The sequence below is a fragment of the Streptomyces sp. HUAS CB01 genome (assembly GCF_030406905.1).
GTDB lineage: Bacteria > Actinomycetota > Actinomycetes > Streptomycetales > Streptomycetaceae > Streptomyces > Streptomyces chengbuensis.
Map to the genome: position 1 here is coordinate 6,533,085 of NZ_CP129137.1, position 19,071 is coordinate 6,552,155.

The window sequence follows — 19,071 nt, forward strand, 5'->3', positions numbered from 1 at the left end:
TCCCCCGTCCTGCCGGGCTCGGCCCTCGACCCGCTCCCTGACCCACGCTCCCCGCCGTCGGCCGCCGGCTCCGTTCGCGCGGCCCGAATCAGCGCCGGGCATATTCGCGGAAGCCGCGGCCCGTCTTGCGGCCGAGGCAGCCCGCGGCGACGAGGTGCTCGAGCAGCGGCGCCGGGGCCAGCCCCGGGTCACGGAACTCCCGGTGCAGCACCTTCTCGATGGCGAGGGAGACATCGAGACCGACCACGTCCAGCAGTTCGAACGGCCCCATCGGATATCCACCGCCGAGCTTCATCGCCGCGTCGATGTCGTCGAGGGTGGCGTAGTGCTCCTCCACCATCTTGATCGCGTTGTTCAGGTACGGGAACAGCAGCGCGTTCACGATGAAGCCCGCGCGGTCACCGCAGTCGACCGCGTGCTTCCTGATGTTCGCCGTCACCCCGCGGACCGTGGCGTGGACGTCGTCCGAGGTCAGAACCGTACGGACCACCTCGACGAGCTTCATCGCCGGGGCCGGGTTGAAGAAGTGCATCCCGATGACGTCCTGGGGTCGCGAAGTGGCGCGGGCGCAGGCGACGACGGGCAGCGAGGACGTGGTGGTGGCGAGGACGGCGCCGGGCTTGCAGACCTTGTCGAGCGTCGCGAACAGCTGCTGCTTGACCTCCAGGTCCTCCGCGACGGCCTCCAGCGCCAGATCGACCTCGGCGAACGCGTCGAGCGAGCCCGCCGGAGTGATCCGCGCCAGCGTCTCGTCCCGGGCCTCGGCGGTCATCCGGCCCTTGTCGACGGAGCGCGACAGCGACTTGGCGATACGGGACTTGGCGGTCTCGGCCTTCTCCTGACCGCGGGCGGCGAGGACCACGTCGTACCCGGCCTTCGCGAACACCTCCGCGATACCGCTCGCCATCGTGCCCGACCCGGCCACGCCGACCGAGCTCACCGGGCGCCCGCCGGCCGACTGGGCGGCCTCCAGCGGCGTCAGCGCGTCCCGCACGACCGTGCCGCTGTCCGGTGCCTCGTAGGTGTAGAAGCCGCGGCCCGCCTTGCGGCCGGTCAGCCCGGCCTCGCTGAGCTGCTTCAGGATCGGGGCGGGAGCGTGCAGCCGGTCGTGGGACTCGGCGTACATCGCCTCCAGGACGGTGCGGGCCGTGTCGATGCCGATCAGGTCGAGCAGCGCCAGCGGGCCCATCGGCAGACCGCAGCCCAGCTTCATCGCGGCGTCGATGTCCTCGCGCGAGGCGTACTTCGCCTCGTACATGGCGGCGGCCTGGTTGAGGTAGCCGAAGAGGAGCCCGTCCGCGACGAAACCGGGCCGGTCGCCGACGGCCACGGGCTCCTTGCCGAGGTCGCGGGCGAGCGCGGTGACGGCCTCCACGGCCTGCGGGGCGGTCAGCACGGAGGAGACCACCTCGACGAGCTTCATCGCCGGGGCCGGGTTGAAGAAGTGCAGGCCGAGGACCCGCTCCGGGTGCGCCGAGTCCGCCGCGAGCCGGGTCACGGACAGCGCGTTGGTGCCGGTGGCCAGGATCGCCCCGGGCCGGACGATGCCGTCGAGCTCCCGGAAGACCTGCTGCTTCAGCTCGTACGACTCGGGCACGACCTCGATCACGAGGTCGGCCTCGGCCGCTGCCTGGAGGTCGGAGAAGGTACGGAAGCGGGCCAGGACGTTCCGCCGCTCCTCCTCGGTGAGGCGCTCGCGCTGCACGGCGCGCGCGGTGGACGCTTCGAGGGCGGTGGCGGCGTGGCGTGCGGCGGTCTCGCTGACGTCGATGCCGATGACCTCACGCCCGGCCCGGGCGAGCACCTCGGCGATACCGGTGCCCATGGTGCCGAGACCGACGACGGCAATGGTGGAGAGAGGGGTGTCCATCACGGGACTCCAGGAGTGAGTGACGACTGAGGGAGGCGTACGTGCCGCAGGGCGCCGTGGGCCGTCCGCGTCCGCGGACCGGCGGGGCGCGCGGCACGCGCAGAGTGCGTGTCGCGATGAAGATGGCGACGGACCCTGTCCCGGAGTCACGTCGTACTGAAACTGCCGAACCGACCGGCTCTCCCCGGCCGTGCGGCCCGGGAGTCACCCCCGAACGGCTGCGTCACCAGGCCGCCGAGAGCAGAGCGGGTGTTGCCCGCTCACTTGAGATTAACTGGCGGGTAACGAGCGCGCCAGCCCTGCGTGGATGTGATCTGCGCCGCCACCGGACGAATCGCGCAAGGGGGAAGGAAGAGGGCTCCTACCGGCCGGCGACGGCCGCCGCGTCCGTCCCGGCGGTGGCGATCCGTGAAGAGCCCCACCCGCCCCGGACGCGCACCCTAGGCTGCTCGCATGGACGCGGATCTCGAGGATCTGGCACGCCGGACACGCCGCGAGCTGACCGGGCCGGCGGACGAGGAACTCCACCGGCGGCTCACCGCCGTCGCGGATCCCGACGCCCTGGCCGCCGCGCTCACCCAGACCCAGTTGCCCCTGTGGGCACGGGAGATCGCCGCCTTCAGGCTCGGCTGCGCAGGTGACCGTCGCTCCTTCGAACCCCTTGTGCTCCTGCTCAACCACCGCGACCCCGAGCGCTGCCTCTCCGCCTCGTACGCCCTGAGCAGGCTCGGCGACCCCCGTACCGGGGCGGCCGCGGCCGCCCTCGCCACCAACGAACTGCGCGTCGCCTACGCCCTCATCCCCGTGCGGCTCCTCACCACCCTGCGCGCCCCCGAGTCCGCCCCGGCGCTCATCACCGCACTCGGCCGGAGACTCGGCCCGGGCGACCCGCACTGGCGCGTCGCCCTCGCCTGTGTGGAAGGGCTCGGCGCACTCGCCGACGAGCGCGCCCGGCCGGTCCTGGAGTCGGCCCTGTCTCACCCCCGGCTGTCCGCCGCCGCCTCCGCCGCGCTCAGCCGTCTGCGGTAGCGCACTTCGGGCACCGCCACGCCGTCCACCTCGAACGGCTCCTCCGCTCCGTCCGGCGCGAATCCCGCCTTCTCGTAGAAGCGGCGTGCCCGCCCGTTCTCCCTCAGCACCCACAGCAGCAGCGAGGCCCGGCCGTCCGACTCCGCCCGGGCGAGCAGCGCGTCCATCAGTGCCCGCCCCACGCCCGTACCGATCCGCTCGGGCCGTACGTAGAGCGCGTACACCTCGCCGTCCGCCGTCGTCGAACCCCCGTCGCGGTACGGGCCGTAGCACCCCCAGCCGGCCACCTCACCGGCGCACTCCGCGACCAGGTGCGCCACGCCGGCGCCCCCGGCGGAGGCCAGGTGGGCCCGCTGCCGCTCGGCGTCCGCCGTCTCGTCCATGGCGTCGAGGTACGACTGCGGCATCAGCCCGGCGTAGGCGTGCCGCCAGCCGCCGACCCGTACGGCGGCGACCGCCTCGCAGTCCGCGGCCGTCATCGACCGCACGAGGACCCGCGCGCGGCCCCCCGCGCCCAGGGCGCCCCCGTCGTCGGAGGGACTCGGCGATGCGCGGTGCGTGCTCATGGGCCTCATCCTCGCGCACCCCACCGACAGCGCGCCGCCCGGTTCTCCCGCGGTGCCGGACCGTCGGGCCCGGCACCGCCCGGGGGAGAACCGGGCGGCGCGGCGTCACCTCAGGTGCGGTGACCGAGGATCCGGTGCAGTGCGGCACCGGTCCTCTCCGTCTCCGGCACATCCGTCCGCACGCCCGGCTTCAGCGGCTTCGGCTCCTTGCCCGGCGCGCAGAACGCGTCCGCCTCGCCCGTGGCGGCCGCGGGAGGGAGCTTCCCGATGGCCAGATAGTCCGTCACATGGCGGTCCATGCAGGCGTTCCCGCTCAGCGAGGTGGCGTGGTTGCCGCCGCCGCGCTCCACGACGAGCCGGGAGCCCCGCAACGTGCGGTGGACGGTGACGGCGCCCTCGTACGGCGTCGCCGCGTCCTCGGTGGCCTGGAGGATCAGCACCGGCGGCACCTTGTCGTTGGTGACGTCCGTCCGGCCGAGCGGCGGGAGGGGCCAGAACAGGCACGGAGCGTTGTACCAGGCGTTGTTCCACGTGGAGAACGGGGCCTTGGCGTGGGCGGCGGCGTTGTCCAGGCGCCAGGTGCGCCAGTCACGGGGCCAGGCGGCGTCCCTGCACTGCACCGCCGCGTACACGGAGTAGGCGTTCTCGCCCTCCTTGTCCACCGCGGCGAAGGTCCGGTACACCTCCAGCAGCGGCCTCGTGTCCCTGCCCCGGGCGAACGCCGAGAACGCGTCGGCGAGGTACGGCCAGAAGCCGTTGTCGTAGCCGCCCGGCAGGAAGGTGTCCTCGAGTTCGGACGGGCCGATCACGCCTCCCACGGGCGCCTTGGCGAGTGCCGCGCGCATCCCGTACCACGCCGCCTCCACCTGCGCCGGGTCGCTGCCCAGCCGGTACGTCGTGTGGTGCTTCGCCACCCAGGCGGTGAACGCCTTGTGGCGTGCGTCGAAGCCCAGGTTCTGGGCCAGGTTGGCCCGGTACCAGACCCGGTCCGGATCCACGACCGAGTCGAGCACCGCGCGCCGCACGCGCCCGGGGAAGTACTTCGCGTACACGGCTCCGAGGTAGGTGCCGTAGGAGTACCCGAGGTAGTTGATCCTGGCGGCTCCCAGGGCCTGCCGGACGAGGTCCAGGTCCTTCGCCATGCTGACCGTGTTCATATGGGGCAGCAGCTCGGTGTGCCGGGTCGCGCAGCCCAGGGCGAAGGATCGGGCCCTGGAGAGGTTCGCCAGCTCGGTCCTGCGGTCGAGCGGCAGCGAGTCGGGGCGCACCGGGGCGAAGTGCCCCGGACGGCAGTCGAGCGCCGGCCGCGACCTGCCCACGCCCCGGGGGTCGAAGCCGATCACGTCGTACTGGGCCGCCAGCCCGGCGGGCAACGAGGCGGCCACGAAACCGGCGGTCTTCAGCCCGGACGCGCCCGGCCCGCCGGGGTTGACCAGCAGGGGCCCCTGGAAGGTCTTCGCCGTGTGCCGGATCCGTGAGAGCGCCAGCGTGATCTTCGTGCCCTGCGGCTCGGCGTGGTCCAGCGGCACCCGGAGCGAGGCGCATTCGAGCCTCGGGTGCTCCTCGGTGGCGCAGCTCGCCCACGTCAGCGCCGCCGCACGCGGGGCCACGGCGCCCGCGGTCGCGGCGGACGGCGCGCCGGTCACCAGTCCGGCCACCGTCGCCCCCATGGCGACCAGCACTCCTGCCCGTCTGTTCACGTGTCCTCCCGGGATGGCGGGGCGCGCCCGGGCGGCAGAGCCCCGGGGCAGGTTTCCCCGATACCAACGGGAGTGGACGTGTTCTCCGGGTAATCGACCCGTTTGGTGATGTTCCTTCGTCTCCGGGTCGTCCCGGCGGGCGCGAGGCGCGGGGCGCCGCCGAACGGCGGTCAGAGGAGGGTGAGCTGGGTGGCCGCGGGCTCGGCGAGGGTGGGTTCGGCAGGGACCGGGACGCGCCTGGGCGCACCCCGCCGCGCCGGACCGATACCGAACTCCGTGGCCAGCTCGTGCACATGACGGGTGATGCGCCGCTGGTACCACTTGGGTGCGTAGGCGCCCTCCGCGTAGAGCCGCTCGTACCGGCGCACCAGATGCGGATGCTCCCGTGCCAGCCAGGCCGTGAACCACTCGCGCGCCCCGGGCCGCAGATGCAGCACCAGCGGCGTCACGGACGTCGCCCCGGCCGAGGCGATCGCCCGTACGGTCGCGCGCAGCCGGTCCGGGTGGTCGCTCAGGAAGGGGATGACCGGCGCCATCAGCACCGCGCAGCCGATGCCGTGGTCCGCGAGCGTCCGGACCACGTCGAGGCGCCGCTCCGGCGCCGGCGTGCCCGGCTCGACCGACCGCCACAGCTCGCGGTCGGTGAAGCCGACCGACACGGAGATGCCGACATCTGTCACGTCGGCTGCCTGCCGCAGCAGCTCCAGGTCGCGCAGGATCAGCGTCCCCTTGGTGAGGATCGAGAAGGGGTTGGCGTGGTCGCGCAGCGCGCCGATGATGCCGGGCATAAGCCGGTAGCGCCCCTCCGCGCGCTGGTAGCAGTCGACGTTCGTCCCCATGGCGACGTGTGCGCCCTGCCAGCGCGGGGAGGCCAGCTGCCGGCGCAGCACCTCCGGGGCGTTGATCTTGACGACGATCTGGCTGTCGAATCCGTGGCCGGTGTCGAGGTCCAGATAGCTGTGGGTCTTGCGGGCGAAGCAGTACACGCAGGCGTGGGTGCAGCCGCGGTAGGGGTTCACCGTCCAGTCGAACGGCATGCGCGAGGCCCCGGGCACCCGGTTCAGGACCGAGCGGGCCCGGACCTCGTGGAAGGTCATCCCCCGGAACTCCGGTGTGTCGAACGTCCGTGTGGTCACGGCGTCCGTACCGAAGAGCGCGGCGTCCCCGGGCAGGGGTGCGGTGTCGGGGTCCGTGGCGTTCCTGCGGTTCTCGGCGAGATTGTCCCAGCGCATCGGCGCCTCCTCGGTAGCACTGACCACAGAATAGAACACTTGTTCCCTTGATCGCCGCAACCCCGATTTTGGGCGGCCACGGGGGAGGTGGTTGGCTTGGGGCACCGCAGGAACCGAGTGCTGAAGGAGAAGCGATGGCGCAGGTCGAGGCCACGACGGAGCGGATCGTCGCGGGGGACGCGGAGACCGTGTTCGATGCGCTGGCCGACTACAAGGACACCCGCGCGAAGCTCCTGCCCGGGCACTTCAGCGAGTACCAGGTGCGTGAGGGCGGCGACGGGGAGGGGACGCTCGTCCACTGGAAGCTGCAGGCCACCAGCAAGCGCGTCCGTGACTGCCTCCTCGAGGTCGCCGAGCCGACCGACGGGCAGCTCGTCGAGAAGGACCGCAACTCGTCGATGGTCACCACCTGGACCGTGACGCCCGCCGGCGAGGGCCGCTCCCGGGTCGTCGTCACCACCGTCTGGAACGGTGCGGGCGGCATCGGCGGATTCTTCGAGCGCACCTTCGCCCCCAAGGGGCTCGCGCGGATCTACGACGAGGTGCTCGCGAACCTCGCGACCGAAGTGGAGAAGTGACCTCCTCGAACGCCGTCCTGCGTGGGCGCTGATCCATTCGCGCGCTCACGCTTTCCCGCCCGGATCGCTCGAGCCCGGATCCTTTCGGGCGTCGATCGCTCCGAGCCCGGATTCGTTCGGGTGTTGATCTCTGCGAGCGTAGATCCCTCGCCGGGGCGGCGCTCCGCGCTGCGGTCCTTCGAGTGGCGGTGCCCGCGGGCGCCCGTCCGCTCGAAGGGCGGACTCGCTCGGGGGTGACGCGCTCCGGGCGACGCACGCCGCAAGGGCTCCCTTCGAAACGCCCGATTCCGGAGGGGCTTCGCCCTGTCCGGAGGTGAACTCCCTTCCGCTGCCGCCCCGCAAGGGTCACCGATTCGAGTGGTTTTCCCCGTGGCCCCTCGGGGGCGCCGGCGCACTCGGAGCGTCGAAAAGCCCCTGATGAGCGACTGTTGTGCGCCCCCGTACCCCCGTCCGCCCGCGCCGCGCCCCCTCATTCACGGCAAGCGTCCCGCTTGATCCGTCTTGGCGTGTAATGCGAAGAATGGCGCCGCGCAGCCGCGACGAGGGGAGCAGTACGTGGGCGGGACCACTCTGGTGAAGGACGGGCAGACCGCCGAGGCGACCGGTCCCCCCGGGCCCCCCGCACCCCCTGCGGACGGAGCAGGCGACGCCACCGCGCTCAGCCCCCGGCGGGTCCGGCTCGTGTTCTTCGCTCTGATGCTCGCGTTGCTGCTCGCCGCCCTGGAGCAGATGATCGTCGCCACCGCGCTGCCGAAGATCGTTGGCGAGCTCCAGGGCCTGGACCGGATGTCCTGGGCGATCACCGCGTATCTGCTCACCGCCACCATCGGGCTGCCGGTCTACGGAAAGCTCGGCGACCTCTACGGCCGCAAGGGCGTCTTCCAGTTCGCCATCGTCGTGTTCGTCGTCGGTTCGGCCCTCGCGGGCTGGTCCCGGACGATGGACGAGCTCATCGCCTTCCGCGCCGTCCAGGGCATCGGCGCCGGCGGACTCATGATCGGCGTCCAGGCGATCATCGCCGACATCGTCCCGGCCAGGGAGCGCGGCCGGTTCATGGGCCTCATCGGCGCCGCCTTCGGCCTCGCCTCCGTCGCCGGCCCGCTCCTCGGCGGCTTCTTCACCGACCACGTGTCCTGGCGCTGGTGCTTCTACTTCAACGTCCCGTTCGGCCTCGTCACCCTCGCCGTGGTGGCCGTCGTACTGAAACTCCCCAAGCCGCCCGCGAGGGCGCGCTTCGACGTGCTCGGCTCCCTGCTCCTGGCCGCCGCGTCCACCTGCCTGGTCCTGCTGACCAGCTGGGGCGGCACCGAGTACGCGTGGGACTCGCGCGTCATCCTCGCTCTCGCAGCGGGCGCCGCCGGAACGGCCCTGCTGTTCCTCGTCGTCGAGCACTACGCGCCCGAACCCGTCATCCCCCTGCGGCTGTTCCGCGACTCGGTCTTCAACGTCACCGGTCTCGTGGGGGCCGTGGTGGGCGTCGCCCTCTTCGGCGCGGCCAGTTACCTGCCCACCTTCCTGCAGATGGTCGACGGCGCCAGCGCCACCGAGTCCGGGCTGCTGATGCTCCCCATGATGGGCGGCATCGTCGTCGCGTCGATCGTCTCCGGACACCTCATCAGCCGCACCGGCCGCTACAAGTTCCATCCCGTGGCCGGTACGGCCCTCTCGGCCGTCGGCATGTGGCTGCTGTCGGGTCTGGAGACCGACACCTCCCGGTTGACCTACTCGGTCTGGCAGGCGGTCCTCGGCATCGGCGTCGGCATGGTGCTGCCGGTGCTGATCCTGGCGGTGCAGAACTCCGTACCGCCGGCCGACCTCGGCACCGCCACCAGCGCCAACAACTACTTCCGCCAGATCGGCGGCAGCGTCGGCGCGGCCGTCTTCGGCACCCTCTTCGCCGACCGGCTCACCGACGCCCTGGCCGGCCGCATCCCCGCGACCCCCGAGGGCATGCCCGAGGCCGAGGCCATCACCCCGCAGCTCGTGCACGCGATGCCGCCCGCCCTGCGCGACGGCTACATCCAGGCGTACGCCGACGCGATGCCGCGGATCTTCCTCTACCTCGTGCCGGTGCTCGTCCTCGGCCTGATCCTCGCCTTCTTCCTCAAGGAGAAACCGCTGGTGACCCACAACGCCCCCACCGCCGCCGAGCCCACGTCCGTACCGCACGCCCGTACGGCGCCCGCCGCCCCCGCCCCGGCGCCGGCCCCCAGCGCGGGGGTGCCCGTCTGCGGGACGGTCCAGCACCACGACGGCAGCACGGTGCCCCGCGCCGCGCTCACCCTCATCGACGTCCGCGGACGGCAGATCGGACGTGGGGCGAGCGGCGAGGACGGACGGTACGCACTCAGCGTCCCCGGCCCCGGCTCGTACGTCCTCATCGCCGCCGCCGGCGGGCACCAGCCGCAGGCCGTTTCCGTCACCGTCGGCGAGCGGCCGGTCGACCTTGACGTCGTCCTCGGCGGGGCCGGCCGGCTCGCCGGCAACGTGGTCACCGCCGACGGCAGCCCCGTGCGCGACGCCGCGGTGACGCTGACCGACGTGCGCGGCGAAGTCGTCGCGTCCACCCGCAGCGGCCGCGAGGGCGGCTATGTGATCGGCGAACTGGTGGCGGGGGAGTACACCCTCGCGGCGAGCGCACCGGCCTTCCGCCCCGCGGCTCTGCCCGTCAGCGTGCAGGCGTCCCGCGAGACCCGCCAGGACATCGAACTCGCCGGTGGCGCGGTCCTGCGCGGCACGGTCCGCGCGGGTGGCGGGCGGCCCGTCGAGGACGCGCGGGTGACCCTGCTCGACGCTGCCGGGAACGTCGTCGACACCCTCACCACGGGCCCCGAGGGCGCCTTCCGCTTCGTGGATCTGTCGTCCGGCGAGTACACGGTCATCACGGCGGGCTATCCGCCCGTGGCGACGGTGCTGCAGGTCGCGGCCGGAGGGCGCACGGAGCGCGAACTCCAGCTGGGGCACGAGGACCCCTACTCCTGAAGCCGGAGGCCGGTGGTCCCTCCGGGCCCCGGCCGGGGCCCGGAGCCGCGGCGGACGGGGGTACGGAGAGGTCTCCCGGGGCGCGGAGTGGGGCCTTCCGCCTCGTCGCACGCGGGGGCTCGGCCGATTCGCGCGATGACCGGCGGGCCGCGCTCGCAGAGGCCTACTGTGGAGTCACTTGCCACGGACCCCGTGCCGGGGAAGGAGCCTGTCAGCCATGGACGGTGGCGTTCCGCCGGCCCCGCGCCGGCGGTCGGCGGCGGTCGGAGCGACCGGCCTGGCCGTGGTCGTCGCCGACGGCCACGGCCGTGTCTCGCACTGGTCCGCGGGTGCGCGGGCGCTGTTCGGACACGACACGGAGACGGCCGTCGGCCGGCCCGCGGTGGAACTGCTGCCCGTCTCGGGCGCCCTGGCGGCCGCCCCGCCCTCCTCGTCGCCGCGCCGCGGCGGTCCCGGCCCCGCGCCTGACTCCCCGCCCGGGACCCTCGTCTTCTACCCGGCGGCGGGGCGTGCCCGGCTCGGTGTCGGCGGAGGGCGGCCGCCGGAGGAGAGGGTCGACGTCCTGTGGTGGGCGTATCCGCTCGTGGGCCCGGGGCCGGAGCGGTTGCTCGTCCTGGCCGCGGACGCCGGACGCTTCGGCTCCGGCCACGCGTCCGGCACGGGCGCCGCAGGCGGCGGGGAACGCATCGCGCCCGGGTTCGCTCTGCACACCGAGCTCCCCGACTCCGGCGACCTGGTCCGCCGGCTCGCCGGTACACTGCCCGGCCCGGGTGTCCGGGATCCCGGCGGGATCGTGGACCAGGTACGGGAACTGGGCTGCCCCGTCGTCGAGTTCAGACGCCACGACCGGGTACCGGACGCGCCGGGCCGGGGCGTCCCCGGATGCCGGTCCTCCACCCCCGGTGGCGACGGGTGAGCAAGCCGGGGAAACGTCCGCCGAAGTGACCCCGCGCCGATGGGGCTGACGACGAAGCGGCAGGTCGCGGGCCGGATGGGGTGATGTCACCGGTCTGAACCACCGGGAGTTATCCACAGGGCTGGTCGGGGCGGCGGACGGCGCGTACGGTTCCTGGCATGAAGATCCTGATCAGTGCCGACATGGAGGGCGCCACCGGTGTCACGTGGCCGGCCGACGTGCTGCCCGGGACGCCCCAGTGGGAGCGCTGCCGGTCCCTCTTCACCTCGGACGTGAACGCGGCGGCGCTCGGCTTCTTCGACGGCGGTGCCGATGAGGTGCTCATCAACGAAGCGCACTGGAGCATGCGCAATCTTCTGCTGGAGCGACTGGACGACCGCGTCGAAATGCTGACAGGTCGGCACAAATCGCTGTCCATGGTGGAGGGCGTGCAGCACGGGGAAGTGGACGGCATCGCCTTCGTCGGCTATCACACCGGCGCCGGCGCCGAGGGCGTGCTCGCGCACACCTATCTGGCGAACTCGATCACGGGCGTCTGGCTGAACGGCACCCGGGCGAGCGAGGGTCTGCTCAACGCGCACGTGGTCGCCGAGTACGGCGTCCCGGTGATCCTCGTCACCGGCGACGACCTGACCTGTGAGGACGCCCTGGGGTACGCGCCGGAGGCCCGCAAGGTCGCGGTCAAGGACCATGTCTCGCGGTACGCGGCCGTGTGCCGCACACCCGCGCGCACGTCCACCGACATCCGCGCCGCCGCCAAGGAGGCCACGGCCCTCGCCGTCCGCCACGAACCGGTCCGGGGCGGACCGTTCACCGTGGAGCTGGAGTTCGACGCCGAGCACCTCGCCGCAGCCGCCACGGTGGTGCCGGGCACCTCACGCAGCGGCGAGCGACGCACCGTCTACACCAGCGAGACGATGTATGAGGCCATTCGCACCTTCAAGGCCGTCACGACGATCGTCTCCGCCGCGGTGGAGGAGCAGTATGGCTGACGTGACGCACCGCCCCACCCCGACCGCCACGCCCACCGCACCATCCGACAACCCGCACATGGACAGGTCCCACGACATGACAACGGCCGCACCCGTCGACGACACCGCCCTCGACGAGGTGGTGACCTTCACATCCGAACTCATCCGCATCGACACCACCAACCGTGGTGACGGCGACTGCCGTGAGCGCCCCGCCGCCGAGTACGTGGCGGAGCGGCTCGCCGCGGCCGGCCTCGACCCCGTCATGCTGGAGCGCACACCCGGCCGCACGAACGTGGTCGCCAGGATCGAGGGCACCGACCCCTCCGCCGACGCCCTCCTCGTCCACGGCCATCTCGACGTGGTCCCGGCCGAGCCCGCCGACTGGACCGTCCACCCGTTCTCCGGCGAGGTCCGCGACGGCGTCGTCTGGGGACGCGGCGCGGTCGACATGAAGAACATGGACGCGATGATCCTGGCCGTCGTCCGGGCCTGGCACCGCGCCGGCATCCGGCCGCGCCGGGACATCGTCATCGCCTACACGGCCGACGAGGAGGCGAGCGCGGCCGACGGCGCGGGCTTCCTCGCCGACCGCCACCCCGGCCTCTTCGACGGCTGCACCGAAGGCATCAGCGAATCCGGGGCCTTCACCTTCCACGCCGGCCCCGGAATGGCGCTGTACCCGGTCGGAGCCGGTGAGCGCGGCACCGCCTGGCTGAAGCTCACCGCCCACGGCCGGGCGGGCCACGGCTCCAAGGTCAACCGCTCCAACGCCGTCACACGCCTGGCCGCGGCGATCAGCAGGATCGGTGCGTACGAGTGGCCGGTCCGGCTCACCCCGACGGTGCGTGCCGCCCTGACGGAGCTGGCGGCGCTGCAGGGCATCAGTGCCGACCTCGACGCCCCGGACTTCGACGTGGACGCCCTGATGACCAAGCTCGGTCCCGCCGCCGCGCTGGTCGAACCGGTCGTGCGCAACAGCAGCAACCCGACGATGCTGGACGCCGGCTACAAGGTCAATGTGATCCCCGGCCACGCCAGTGCCTTCGTCGACGGGCGGATGGTGCCCGGCGGCGAGGAGGAGTTCCGCGAGACCCTGGACCGGCTCACCGGTCCCGACGTCGACTGGGAGTTCCACCACCGGGAGGTCGCCCTGCAGGCGCCCGTCGACTCGCCGACGTTCGCGAAGCTGCGCGCGGCTGTCGAGCGCTTCGACCCGGAGGGGCACGTCGTCCCGTTCTGCATGTCCGGCGGCACCGACGCCAAGCAGTTCTCGCGCCTCGGCATCACCGGGTACGGCTTCTCACCGCTGAAGCTGCCCGAGGGCTACGACTACGCGGCGATGTTCCACGGCGTCGACGAGCGGGTCCCCGTCGACTCCCTGCACTTCGGCGTCCGCGTCCTCGACCACTACCTGAAGACCGCATAGGGGGAGTTGGCATGGTACCCACGGGGGCCTACGGCACCTGGCCGTCGCCGATCGACGCCGCGCTCGCGGCCTCGCACGACGGCCGTCCCGAATTCGCCGGCGTCGTCGGGGACGAGGTGTGGTGGACCGCGCCGCGTCCCACCGAGGGCGGCCGCAGAGCGCTGATGCGCCGCAGAGCGGACGGAGCCGAGGAGTCCGTCCTGCCCGCTCCCTGGAACGTGCGCAGCCGCGTCATCGAGTACGGCGGCCGGCCGTGGGCCGCCGCCGCCCGCCCCGAGGGCGGCCCGCTCGTCGTCTTCGCCCACCACCCCGACCAGCGGCTGTACGTGTTCGAGCCGGACGGCGAGGGTGAGCCCCGGCCGCTCACCCCGCTCTCCGGGGTCGGCGGCGGCCTCCGCTGGGTCGACCCGGTGCTGCTGCCCGACCGCGGCGAGGTCTGGTGCGTGCTGGAGGAGTTCACCGGCGACGCCCCCACCGATGTCCGGCGCGTCGTCGCGGCCGTGCCGCTGGACGGCTCCGCGGCCGAGGACCGCGCCGCCGTCCGGGAACTGACCGACGACCGGCACCGGTTCGTGACCGGACCCCGGCTGTCCCCCGACGGGCGCAGGGCCGCGTGGATCGCCTGGGACCATCCGCGCATGCCGTGGGACGGTACCGAGGCCATGGTCGGCGAGGTCTCCGGCACGGGACCGTTCACCGCGGTGCGCTCCGTCGCCGGCGGCCCCGACGAGTCGGTCGCCCAGGTCGACTGGGCCCCGGACGGTTCGCTGCTCCTCGTCTCCGACCCGGGCAACTGGTGGGAGCTGCGCCGTATCCCGCCGGACGCCCTCGACGGCGGCGAGCCGATCGCGACCGGACTATGCGGCGGCCGGAACGAGGAGTTCGGCGGCCCGCTGTGGAAGATCGGCCTGCAGTGGTTCCAGCCGCTCGACAGCGGACTCGTCGCGGTCATCCACGGCAAGGGCTCCACGGCCCTCGGGATACTCGACCCGGAGACCGGCGAACTGGTCGACGCCGCGGGCCCCTGGACGGAGTGGGCCCCCACCCTCGCGGCGTACGGCACCAGGGTCGTCGGCGTGGCAGCGAGCCCCCGCACCGGCTACGAGGTCGTCGAACTCGACACCTGTACCGGCCGGACCCGCGTCATCGGAGCGGCACACGTCGACGCCGTGGACCCCGCGTACTACCCCGAGCCCCATATCCGCACCTTCACCGGTCCGGACAACCGGGAGATCCACGCGCACATCTACCCGCCCCACAACCCGGACCGGATCGCCCCCGACGACGAGCTGCCGCCGTTCGTCGTCTGGGCGCACGGCGGACCGACCGGCCATGCGCCCCTCGTCCTCGACCTCGAGATCGCCTACTTCACCTCGCGCGGGATCGGCGTCGCCGAGGTCAACTACGGGGGCTCCACCGGCTACGGCCGCGAGTACCGCAACCGGCTGCGCGAGCAGTGGGGCGTCGTGGACGTCGAGGACTGCGCGGCGGTCGCCGAGGCGCTCGCCTCTGAGGGCACCGCCGACCCCGACCGGCTCGCCATCCGCGGCGGCAGCGCCGGAGGCTGGACCACCGCGGCATCGCTCACCAGCACGGACGTGTACGCGTGCGGCACGATCATCTATCCCATCCTGGATCTGATGGGCTGGGCCACCGACGAGACCCATGACTTCGAGTCCCGGTACCTGGAGTCACTCGTCGGCCCGCTCGCCGAGGTACCCGGCCGCTACCGGGAGAGGTCGCCGATCGAGCACGTCGACCGGATCTCCGTACCGTTCCTGCTGCTCCAGGGGCTGGACGATCCGATCTGCCCACCGGTGCAGAGCGAGCGTTTCCTGGCCCAGATGGCGGGGCGCGGCATAGCGCACGCGTACATCGCCTTCGAGGGGGAGAGTCACGGTTTCCGCCGCGCCGAGACCATGATCCGCGCCCTGGAGGCCGAGCTCTCGCTGTACGCGCAGACCTTCGGCATCCGGCGCACCGACGTCCCCCAGCTCGAACTGAAGAAATGAACGGCATGCACCAGCACTCCGGCGCGGCGGTCCTGACCGCCCTGACCCGCCCCCCGCGCCTCACCCCCGGCGCCAGGGTCGCCGTCGTCGCGACGAGCGGTCCCGTCCCGGCCGACACCCTCGAAACGGGCCTGGACATCCTGCGCGGCTGGGACCTGGACCCGGTCGTCATGCCCCATGTCCACGACGAGCACCCGGCCTTCGGGTATCTCGCGGGCGCGGACGAGCACCGGGCGCGTGACCTGGAACGGGCGTGGTGCGACCCGGCTGTCTCCGCCGTGCTCTGCGCGCGCGGCGGCTACGGGGCACAGCGCATGGTGGACCTCGTCGACTGGGCCGCGATACGCGCGGCCGGGCCGAAGGTCTTCGTCGGCTACAGCGACGTGACCGCGCTCCACGAGGCCTTCGCCGTCCGGGCCGGGCTGTCCACCCTGCACGGGCCGATGCCGGCCGCGGCGACGTTCCTCAAGGACGCCGCCACCCAGGAGTCCCTGCGCGCCACGCTGTTCGAGCCCGAGTCGGTGATGACTCTCGGCCCGGGTACGGCCGGTGGCGCGCTCGTCCCGGGGCGCGCGAGCGGCATCACCCTCGGCGGCTGCGTCAGCCTGCTCGCGGCCGATCTCGGCACCCCGCACGCACGGCCCTCTGCCCGCGGTGGTCTGCTGCTGATCGAGGACGTCGGTGAGGAGGCGTACCGCCTGGACCGGATTCTCACCCAGTTGCTGCGCTCCGGCTGGCTGGACGGTGTCGCGGGCGTCGCCCTCGGCTCCTGGGAGGACTGCGGACCCTACGAGGAGGTCCGCGCGCTGCTCCTGGACCGGCTGGCCGGCCTCGGTGTACCGGTCGTCGAGGAGCTGGGCTTCGGGCACGGCCCCGGCAACCTCACCGTGCCCCTAGGGCTGCCGGCGGTGCTGGACGCCGACGCGGGGACGCTGACGCTGGAGGTCCCGGCGCTGAGCTGACCCGGAAGGCACCGCCCCACGGGTGTGGCCGGACCGGTGTCCGCGCGGCCCCCCCCGTGACGGACGCGCAGACACCTGCCGGACCTTGGAGCACCGGCGGGCGCGTCGAGGACGCACCGCCGATGCGTCCCGGTCAGCCGAGTGCCGCGTAACCGGGCCGGACCACCTCGTCGATGACGCGGCGGCGCTCGGGGAGCGGCAGGAACGCGGATTCGACGGCCGCGACCGTGAACTGCTCGAAGACCTCGGGCCCGTAGCCGAACGCGTCGGCCATGTGCTGGAACTCGCGGCTCATGGTGGTACCGGACACCAGGCGGTTGTCGGTGTTGAGCGTCACCCGGAAGCCCAGGCGGCGCAGCAGGTCGATCGGGTGCGTCGCGTAGTCCTTCGCCGCGCCGGTCTGCAGATTGGACGTCGGGCAGACCTCGAGCGCGATCCCGTTGTCGCGGACATAGGCGGCGAGATGGCCGAGGGTGGCCGTGCCGTCGTCGTGGACCTGGATGTCGTCGGTGATCCGCACACCGTGGCCGATCCGCTCGGCACCGCAGACCTGGACCGCCTCGTGGATGGACTCCGCTCCCACGGCCTCGCCGGCGTGGATGGTGAAGTGGCAGTTGTGCCGCTTCAGGTGCTGGAACGCGGGCAGGTGGTTCGCCGGCGGGTTGCCGATCTCACCGCCCGCTATGTCGAAGCCGGCGACACCGCGGTCCCGGTGGGCGACCGTCAGCTCGGCTATCTCCAGCGAGCGCCGTGTGTGCCGCATGCCCGTGAGCAGGGCACGTACGGTGATCCGTCCTCCCGCCCGCCGCTCGCCCTCACGGAGGCCCTCGTTGACCGCGTCCACGACCTCGTCGAGACTCAGACCCCGCTCCTGGTGCTGCTCGGGTGCGTAGCGCACCTCGGCGTACACGACGCCGTCCGCCGCCAGGTCCTCGGCGCACTCGGCCGCGACCCGGAAGAGGGCGTCGCGGGTCTGCATCACCGCGCAGGTGTGGGCGAAGGTCTCCAGATAGCGCTCCAGCGACCCGGAGTCGGCGGCGTCGCGGAACCAGACGGCGAGCGCGCCGGGGTCCTCGGTGGGCAGATCGCCGTAGCCGCACTCCCGCGCCAGCTCGATGATCGTGGCGGGGCGCAGACCGCCGTCCAGATGGTCGTGGAGCACGGCCTTCGGCGCGCGGCGGATCCAGTCGGCGACGGCGCCCGGGGCTGCGGCCGGCTCTGCGGCGGAGTTGTCAGACAAGTGCATGCAGCGGGAGTGTACGCCACCCCGCGACCGGGCGCGTCCGGGGTCCCCGCAGAGGGGCGCGGAGGGCCCGGCGGCCCGGCCGGCTCCGGGCCGGTGCCTCGCCGTCGCCGGGCGGGAGCCCGCGTGCCCGGGCCCGGCGTCGGTCGGGTGACGCAGCGGGGCGCATTGTCCGCCCGTCCCAGCCGGTCGCCGTCAGTTCGACTGGAGGACGGGCAGGGTCGGGGCACCTGTGGGAAGCATGTGCTTGGCGGCCAGGACCGGGACGCCGGCAGACCGTACGACCTGGGTGACCAGCACGGCGGGGGTGTCGGCGGGGCGGTTCAGCTGGGCACCGCGGCGGCGCCCGAGCAGCGTCGCCGTGATGCCCGAGTGGGCGGTCAGGGGCACACCCCGGGACGCCCCGGTCAGGACCGCGAGCATGGACGTCCCGGTGTCGTCCCCCGCCTCGCGCAGGGCCTGCGCGAACGCCGGATGAGCCCGTTCCAGGACGTCGTCGGCGGCCGCCCACTCCTGGCTGAGCGCCGCCGCGGTGTCCTCGCCCGACAGCAGCGACTCCCAGAACCGCAACTCGGCCCGCGCGGGGGCGAGCAGGTGCTGGGTGGTGAAGTCGGTGGGTTCCTCGACGGTCCGCAGCAGCGCCCGCACCCGCAGGGGCGACGTGCCCGCCGAGAGCTGTTCCTCCAGCGGCTGGACGTGCTCGAAGCCCCGGCGCGGCAGGCGGTCGTTCACGGTCCTGCCCACCCCGCGCCGCACCGTCAGCAGCCCGTCCTCCTGCAGGAGCAGCAGCGCCTCGCGCAGGGCGGGCCGGCTGACCCCGAGTTCGGTGGCCAGCCTGGGCTCGGACGGCAGCGTGCATCCCGGCGGATAGGTGCCGTCGTGGATGGCGTCCGCGATCCGCTCGTACAGGACGACGACCGGCCTTCGCTGCTGTCCGCTGACTGCCACGACCCCTCCTCGGCTCACTTGTCAGGCTGCGTGCCCGGCCCCATGTTCCCGCCATGTTCCCGTCGCGGGCTCCGGACGACGAAGACCGACGGCAGGAGACCTCGGGCCGGCCCCTGTTTCGCCCGGTGCACCTCGGCTGTCGCGCACCTCGCATCCTGCCGCCCACCGTAATTCACAGCCAGGGGCCTTGAGGTTCTATGCACGCAGATTCCCATCTGTACCGGCGGATCTTGTCAGACAAGCTCTGGTGGGCGCTGTCGGACTGCCGTCGTACCGACGGACCACATCGGTGGGCCTCGGGAGAGAACCGACATCCAAGGCAAAGGGGCCGACGTGTCAGCCGCGCCCGGCCGGACGCGATCCGGGCCGACTCCGACCTGGCGGGGCGCCGCGGCATGCCGGCGGCGATGGTGCTGGCGGTGCTGGGCCACCGGATCAACGCCACCATGCTGAGTCCCCCCTGCCGGACGTCATCGAGCGCCGCGGCACCACGACGGCCGCCGCGGGCCTCTCGCAGACGCTGTTCTTCCTGGCCGCTGCTGCTCACCACGATCTGCGCGCTCGGGGGTGCCTTCGGCGCGATCGCGCTCACCATCCCGCTGTTCGCGCAGGACCCCGGTGTCGGTTCGGACT

14 protein-coding genes are annotated in these 19,071 nt (G+C 72.9%); 8 read left to right on the top strand and 6 right to left on the bottom strand.

The window, feature by feature from the left end; genetic code table 11:
• Positions 1-88: 88 nt before the first annotated feature.
• Positions 89-1,870, bottom strand: coding sequence for a 3-hydroxyacyl-CoA dehydrogenase family protein (locus QRN89_RS28745; RefSeq protein ID WP_290352321.1), 1,782 nt, complete (start codon positions 1,868-1,870; stop codon positions 89-91).
• Positions 1,871-2,323: 453 nt separating this feature from the next.
• On the opposite strand from QRN89_RS28745, the gene QRN89_RS28750 reads away from it, so the two are divergent.
• Positions 2,324-2,899, top strand: a complete 576-nt coding sequence (locus QRN89_RS28750; RefSeq protein WP_290352322.1) for a HEAT repeat domain-containing protein — start codon at positions 2,324-2,326, stop codon at positions 2,897-2,899.
• Here the strand turns inward: QRN89_RS28750 and QRN89_RS28755 are convergent.
• The 3 genes from QRN89_RS28755 to QRN89_RS28765 all read right to left on the bottom strand — a co-directional run bounded on the left by QRN89_RS28755 (position 2,848) and on the right by QRN89_RS28765 (position 6,397).
• Complete coding sequence (locus QRN89_RS28755; RefSeq protein WP_290352323.1) at positions 2,848-3,465, bottom strand: GNAT family N-acetyltransferase; 618 nt, start codon at positions 3,463-3,465, stop codon at positions 2,848-2,850. The two genes, QRN89_RS28750 and QRN89_RS28755, sit on opposite strands and share 52 nt — an antisense overlap.
• A gap of 110 nt (positions 3,466-3,575) precedes the next feature.
• Entirely contained in the window at positions 3,576-5,165 is a 1,590-nt protein-coding gene (locus QRN89_RS28760) for an alpha/beta hydrolase (protein WP_290352324.1), read from the bottom strand.
• Positions 5,166-5,335: 170 nt separating this feature from the next.
• A complete protein-coding gene (locus tag QRN89_RS28765; RefSeq protein WP_290352325.1) occupies positions 5,336-6,397 on the bottom strand; it encodes an Rv2578c family radical SAM protein in 1,062 nt (353 codons plus the stop codon).
• 134 nt (positions 6,398-6,531) lie between these two features.
• On the opposite strand from QRN89_RS28765, the gene QRN89_RS28770 reads away from it, so the two are divergent.
• The 7 genes from QRN89_RS28770 to QRN89_RS28800 all read left to right on the top strand — a co-directional run bounded on the left by QRN89_RS28770 (position 6,532) and on the right by QRN89_RS28800 (position 16,247).
• A complete protein-coding gene (locus QRN89_RS28770) occupies positions 6,532-6,975 on the top strand; it encodes an SRPBCC family protein (protein ID WP_290352326.1) in 444 nt (147 codons plus the stop codon).
• Positions 6,976-7,530: 555 nt separating this feature from the next.
• Complete coding sequence (locus tag QRN89_RS28775) at positions 7,531-9,957, top strand: MFS transporter (protein WP_290352327.1); 2,427 nt, start codon at positions 7,531-7,533, stop codon at positions 9,955-9,957.
• Positions 9,958-10,174: 217 nt separating this feature from the next.
• Positions 10,175-10,873, top strand: a complete 699-nt coding sequence (locus QRN89_RS28780) for a PAS domain-containing protein (RefSeq protein ID WP_290352328.1) — start codon at positions 10,175-10,177, stop codon at positions 10,871-10,873.
• A gap of 158 nt (positions 10,874-11,031) precedes the next feature.
• Positions 11,032-11,865 carry a M55 family metallopeptidase gene (locus tag QRN89_RS28785; RefSeq protein WP_290352329.1) on the top strand — a complete coding sequence of 278 codons (834 nt, stop codon included), beginning with the start codon at positions 11,032-11,034 and terminating at the stop codon, positions 11,863-11,865.
• Between the two features lie 76 nt (positions 11,866-11,941).
• On the top strand, positions 11,942-13,273 hold the full coding sequence (locus QRN89_RS28790) for a M20/M25/M40 family metallo-hydrolase (RefSeq protein ID WP_290353898.1): 1,332 nt from the start codon (positions 11,942-11,944) through the stop codon (positions 13,271-13,273).
• 11 nt (positions 13,274-13,284) lie between these two features.
• On the top strand, positions 13,285-15,285 hold the full coding sequence (locus tag QRN89_RS28795; RefSeq protein ID WP_290352330.1) for a S9 family peptidase: 2,001 nt from the start codon (positions 13,285-13,287) through the stop codon (positions 15,283-15,285).
• Positions 15,282-16,247, top strand: a complete 966-nt coding sequence (locus QRN89_RS28800; RefSeq protein WP_290352331.1) for a S66 peptidase family protein — start codon at positions 15,282-15,284, stop codon at positions 16,245-16,247. Before QRN89_RS28795 ends, QRN89_RS28800 begins: the two co-directional genes overlap by 4 nt.
• 133 nt (positions 16,248-16,380) lie before the next feature.
• Here QRN89_RS28800 and QRN89_RS28805 read toward each other — a convergent pair whose 3' ends face one another.
• A complete protein-coding gene (locus QRN89_RS28805) occupies positions 16,381-17,493 on the bottom strand; it encodes an adenosine deaminase (RefSeq protein ID WP_290352332.1) in 1,113 nt (370 codons plus the stop codon).
• 192 nt (positions 17,494-17,685) lie between these two features.
• The gene (locus QRN89_RS28810; protein ID WP_290352333.1) at positions 17,686-18,438 is read right to left on the bottom strand and encodes a GntR family transcriptional regulator; all 753 of its coding nucleotides are present in this window, start codon (positions 18,436-18,438) and stop codon (positions 17,686-17,688) included.
• Positions 18,439-19,071 lie beyond the last annotated feature (633 nt).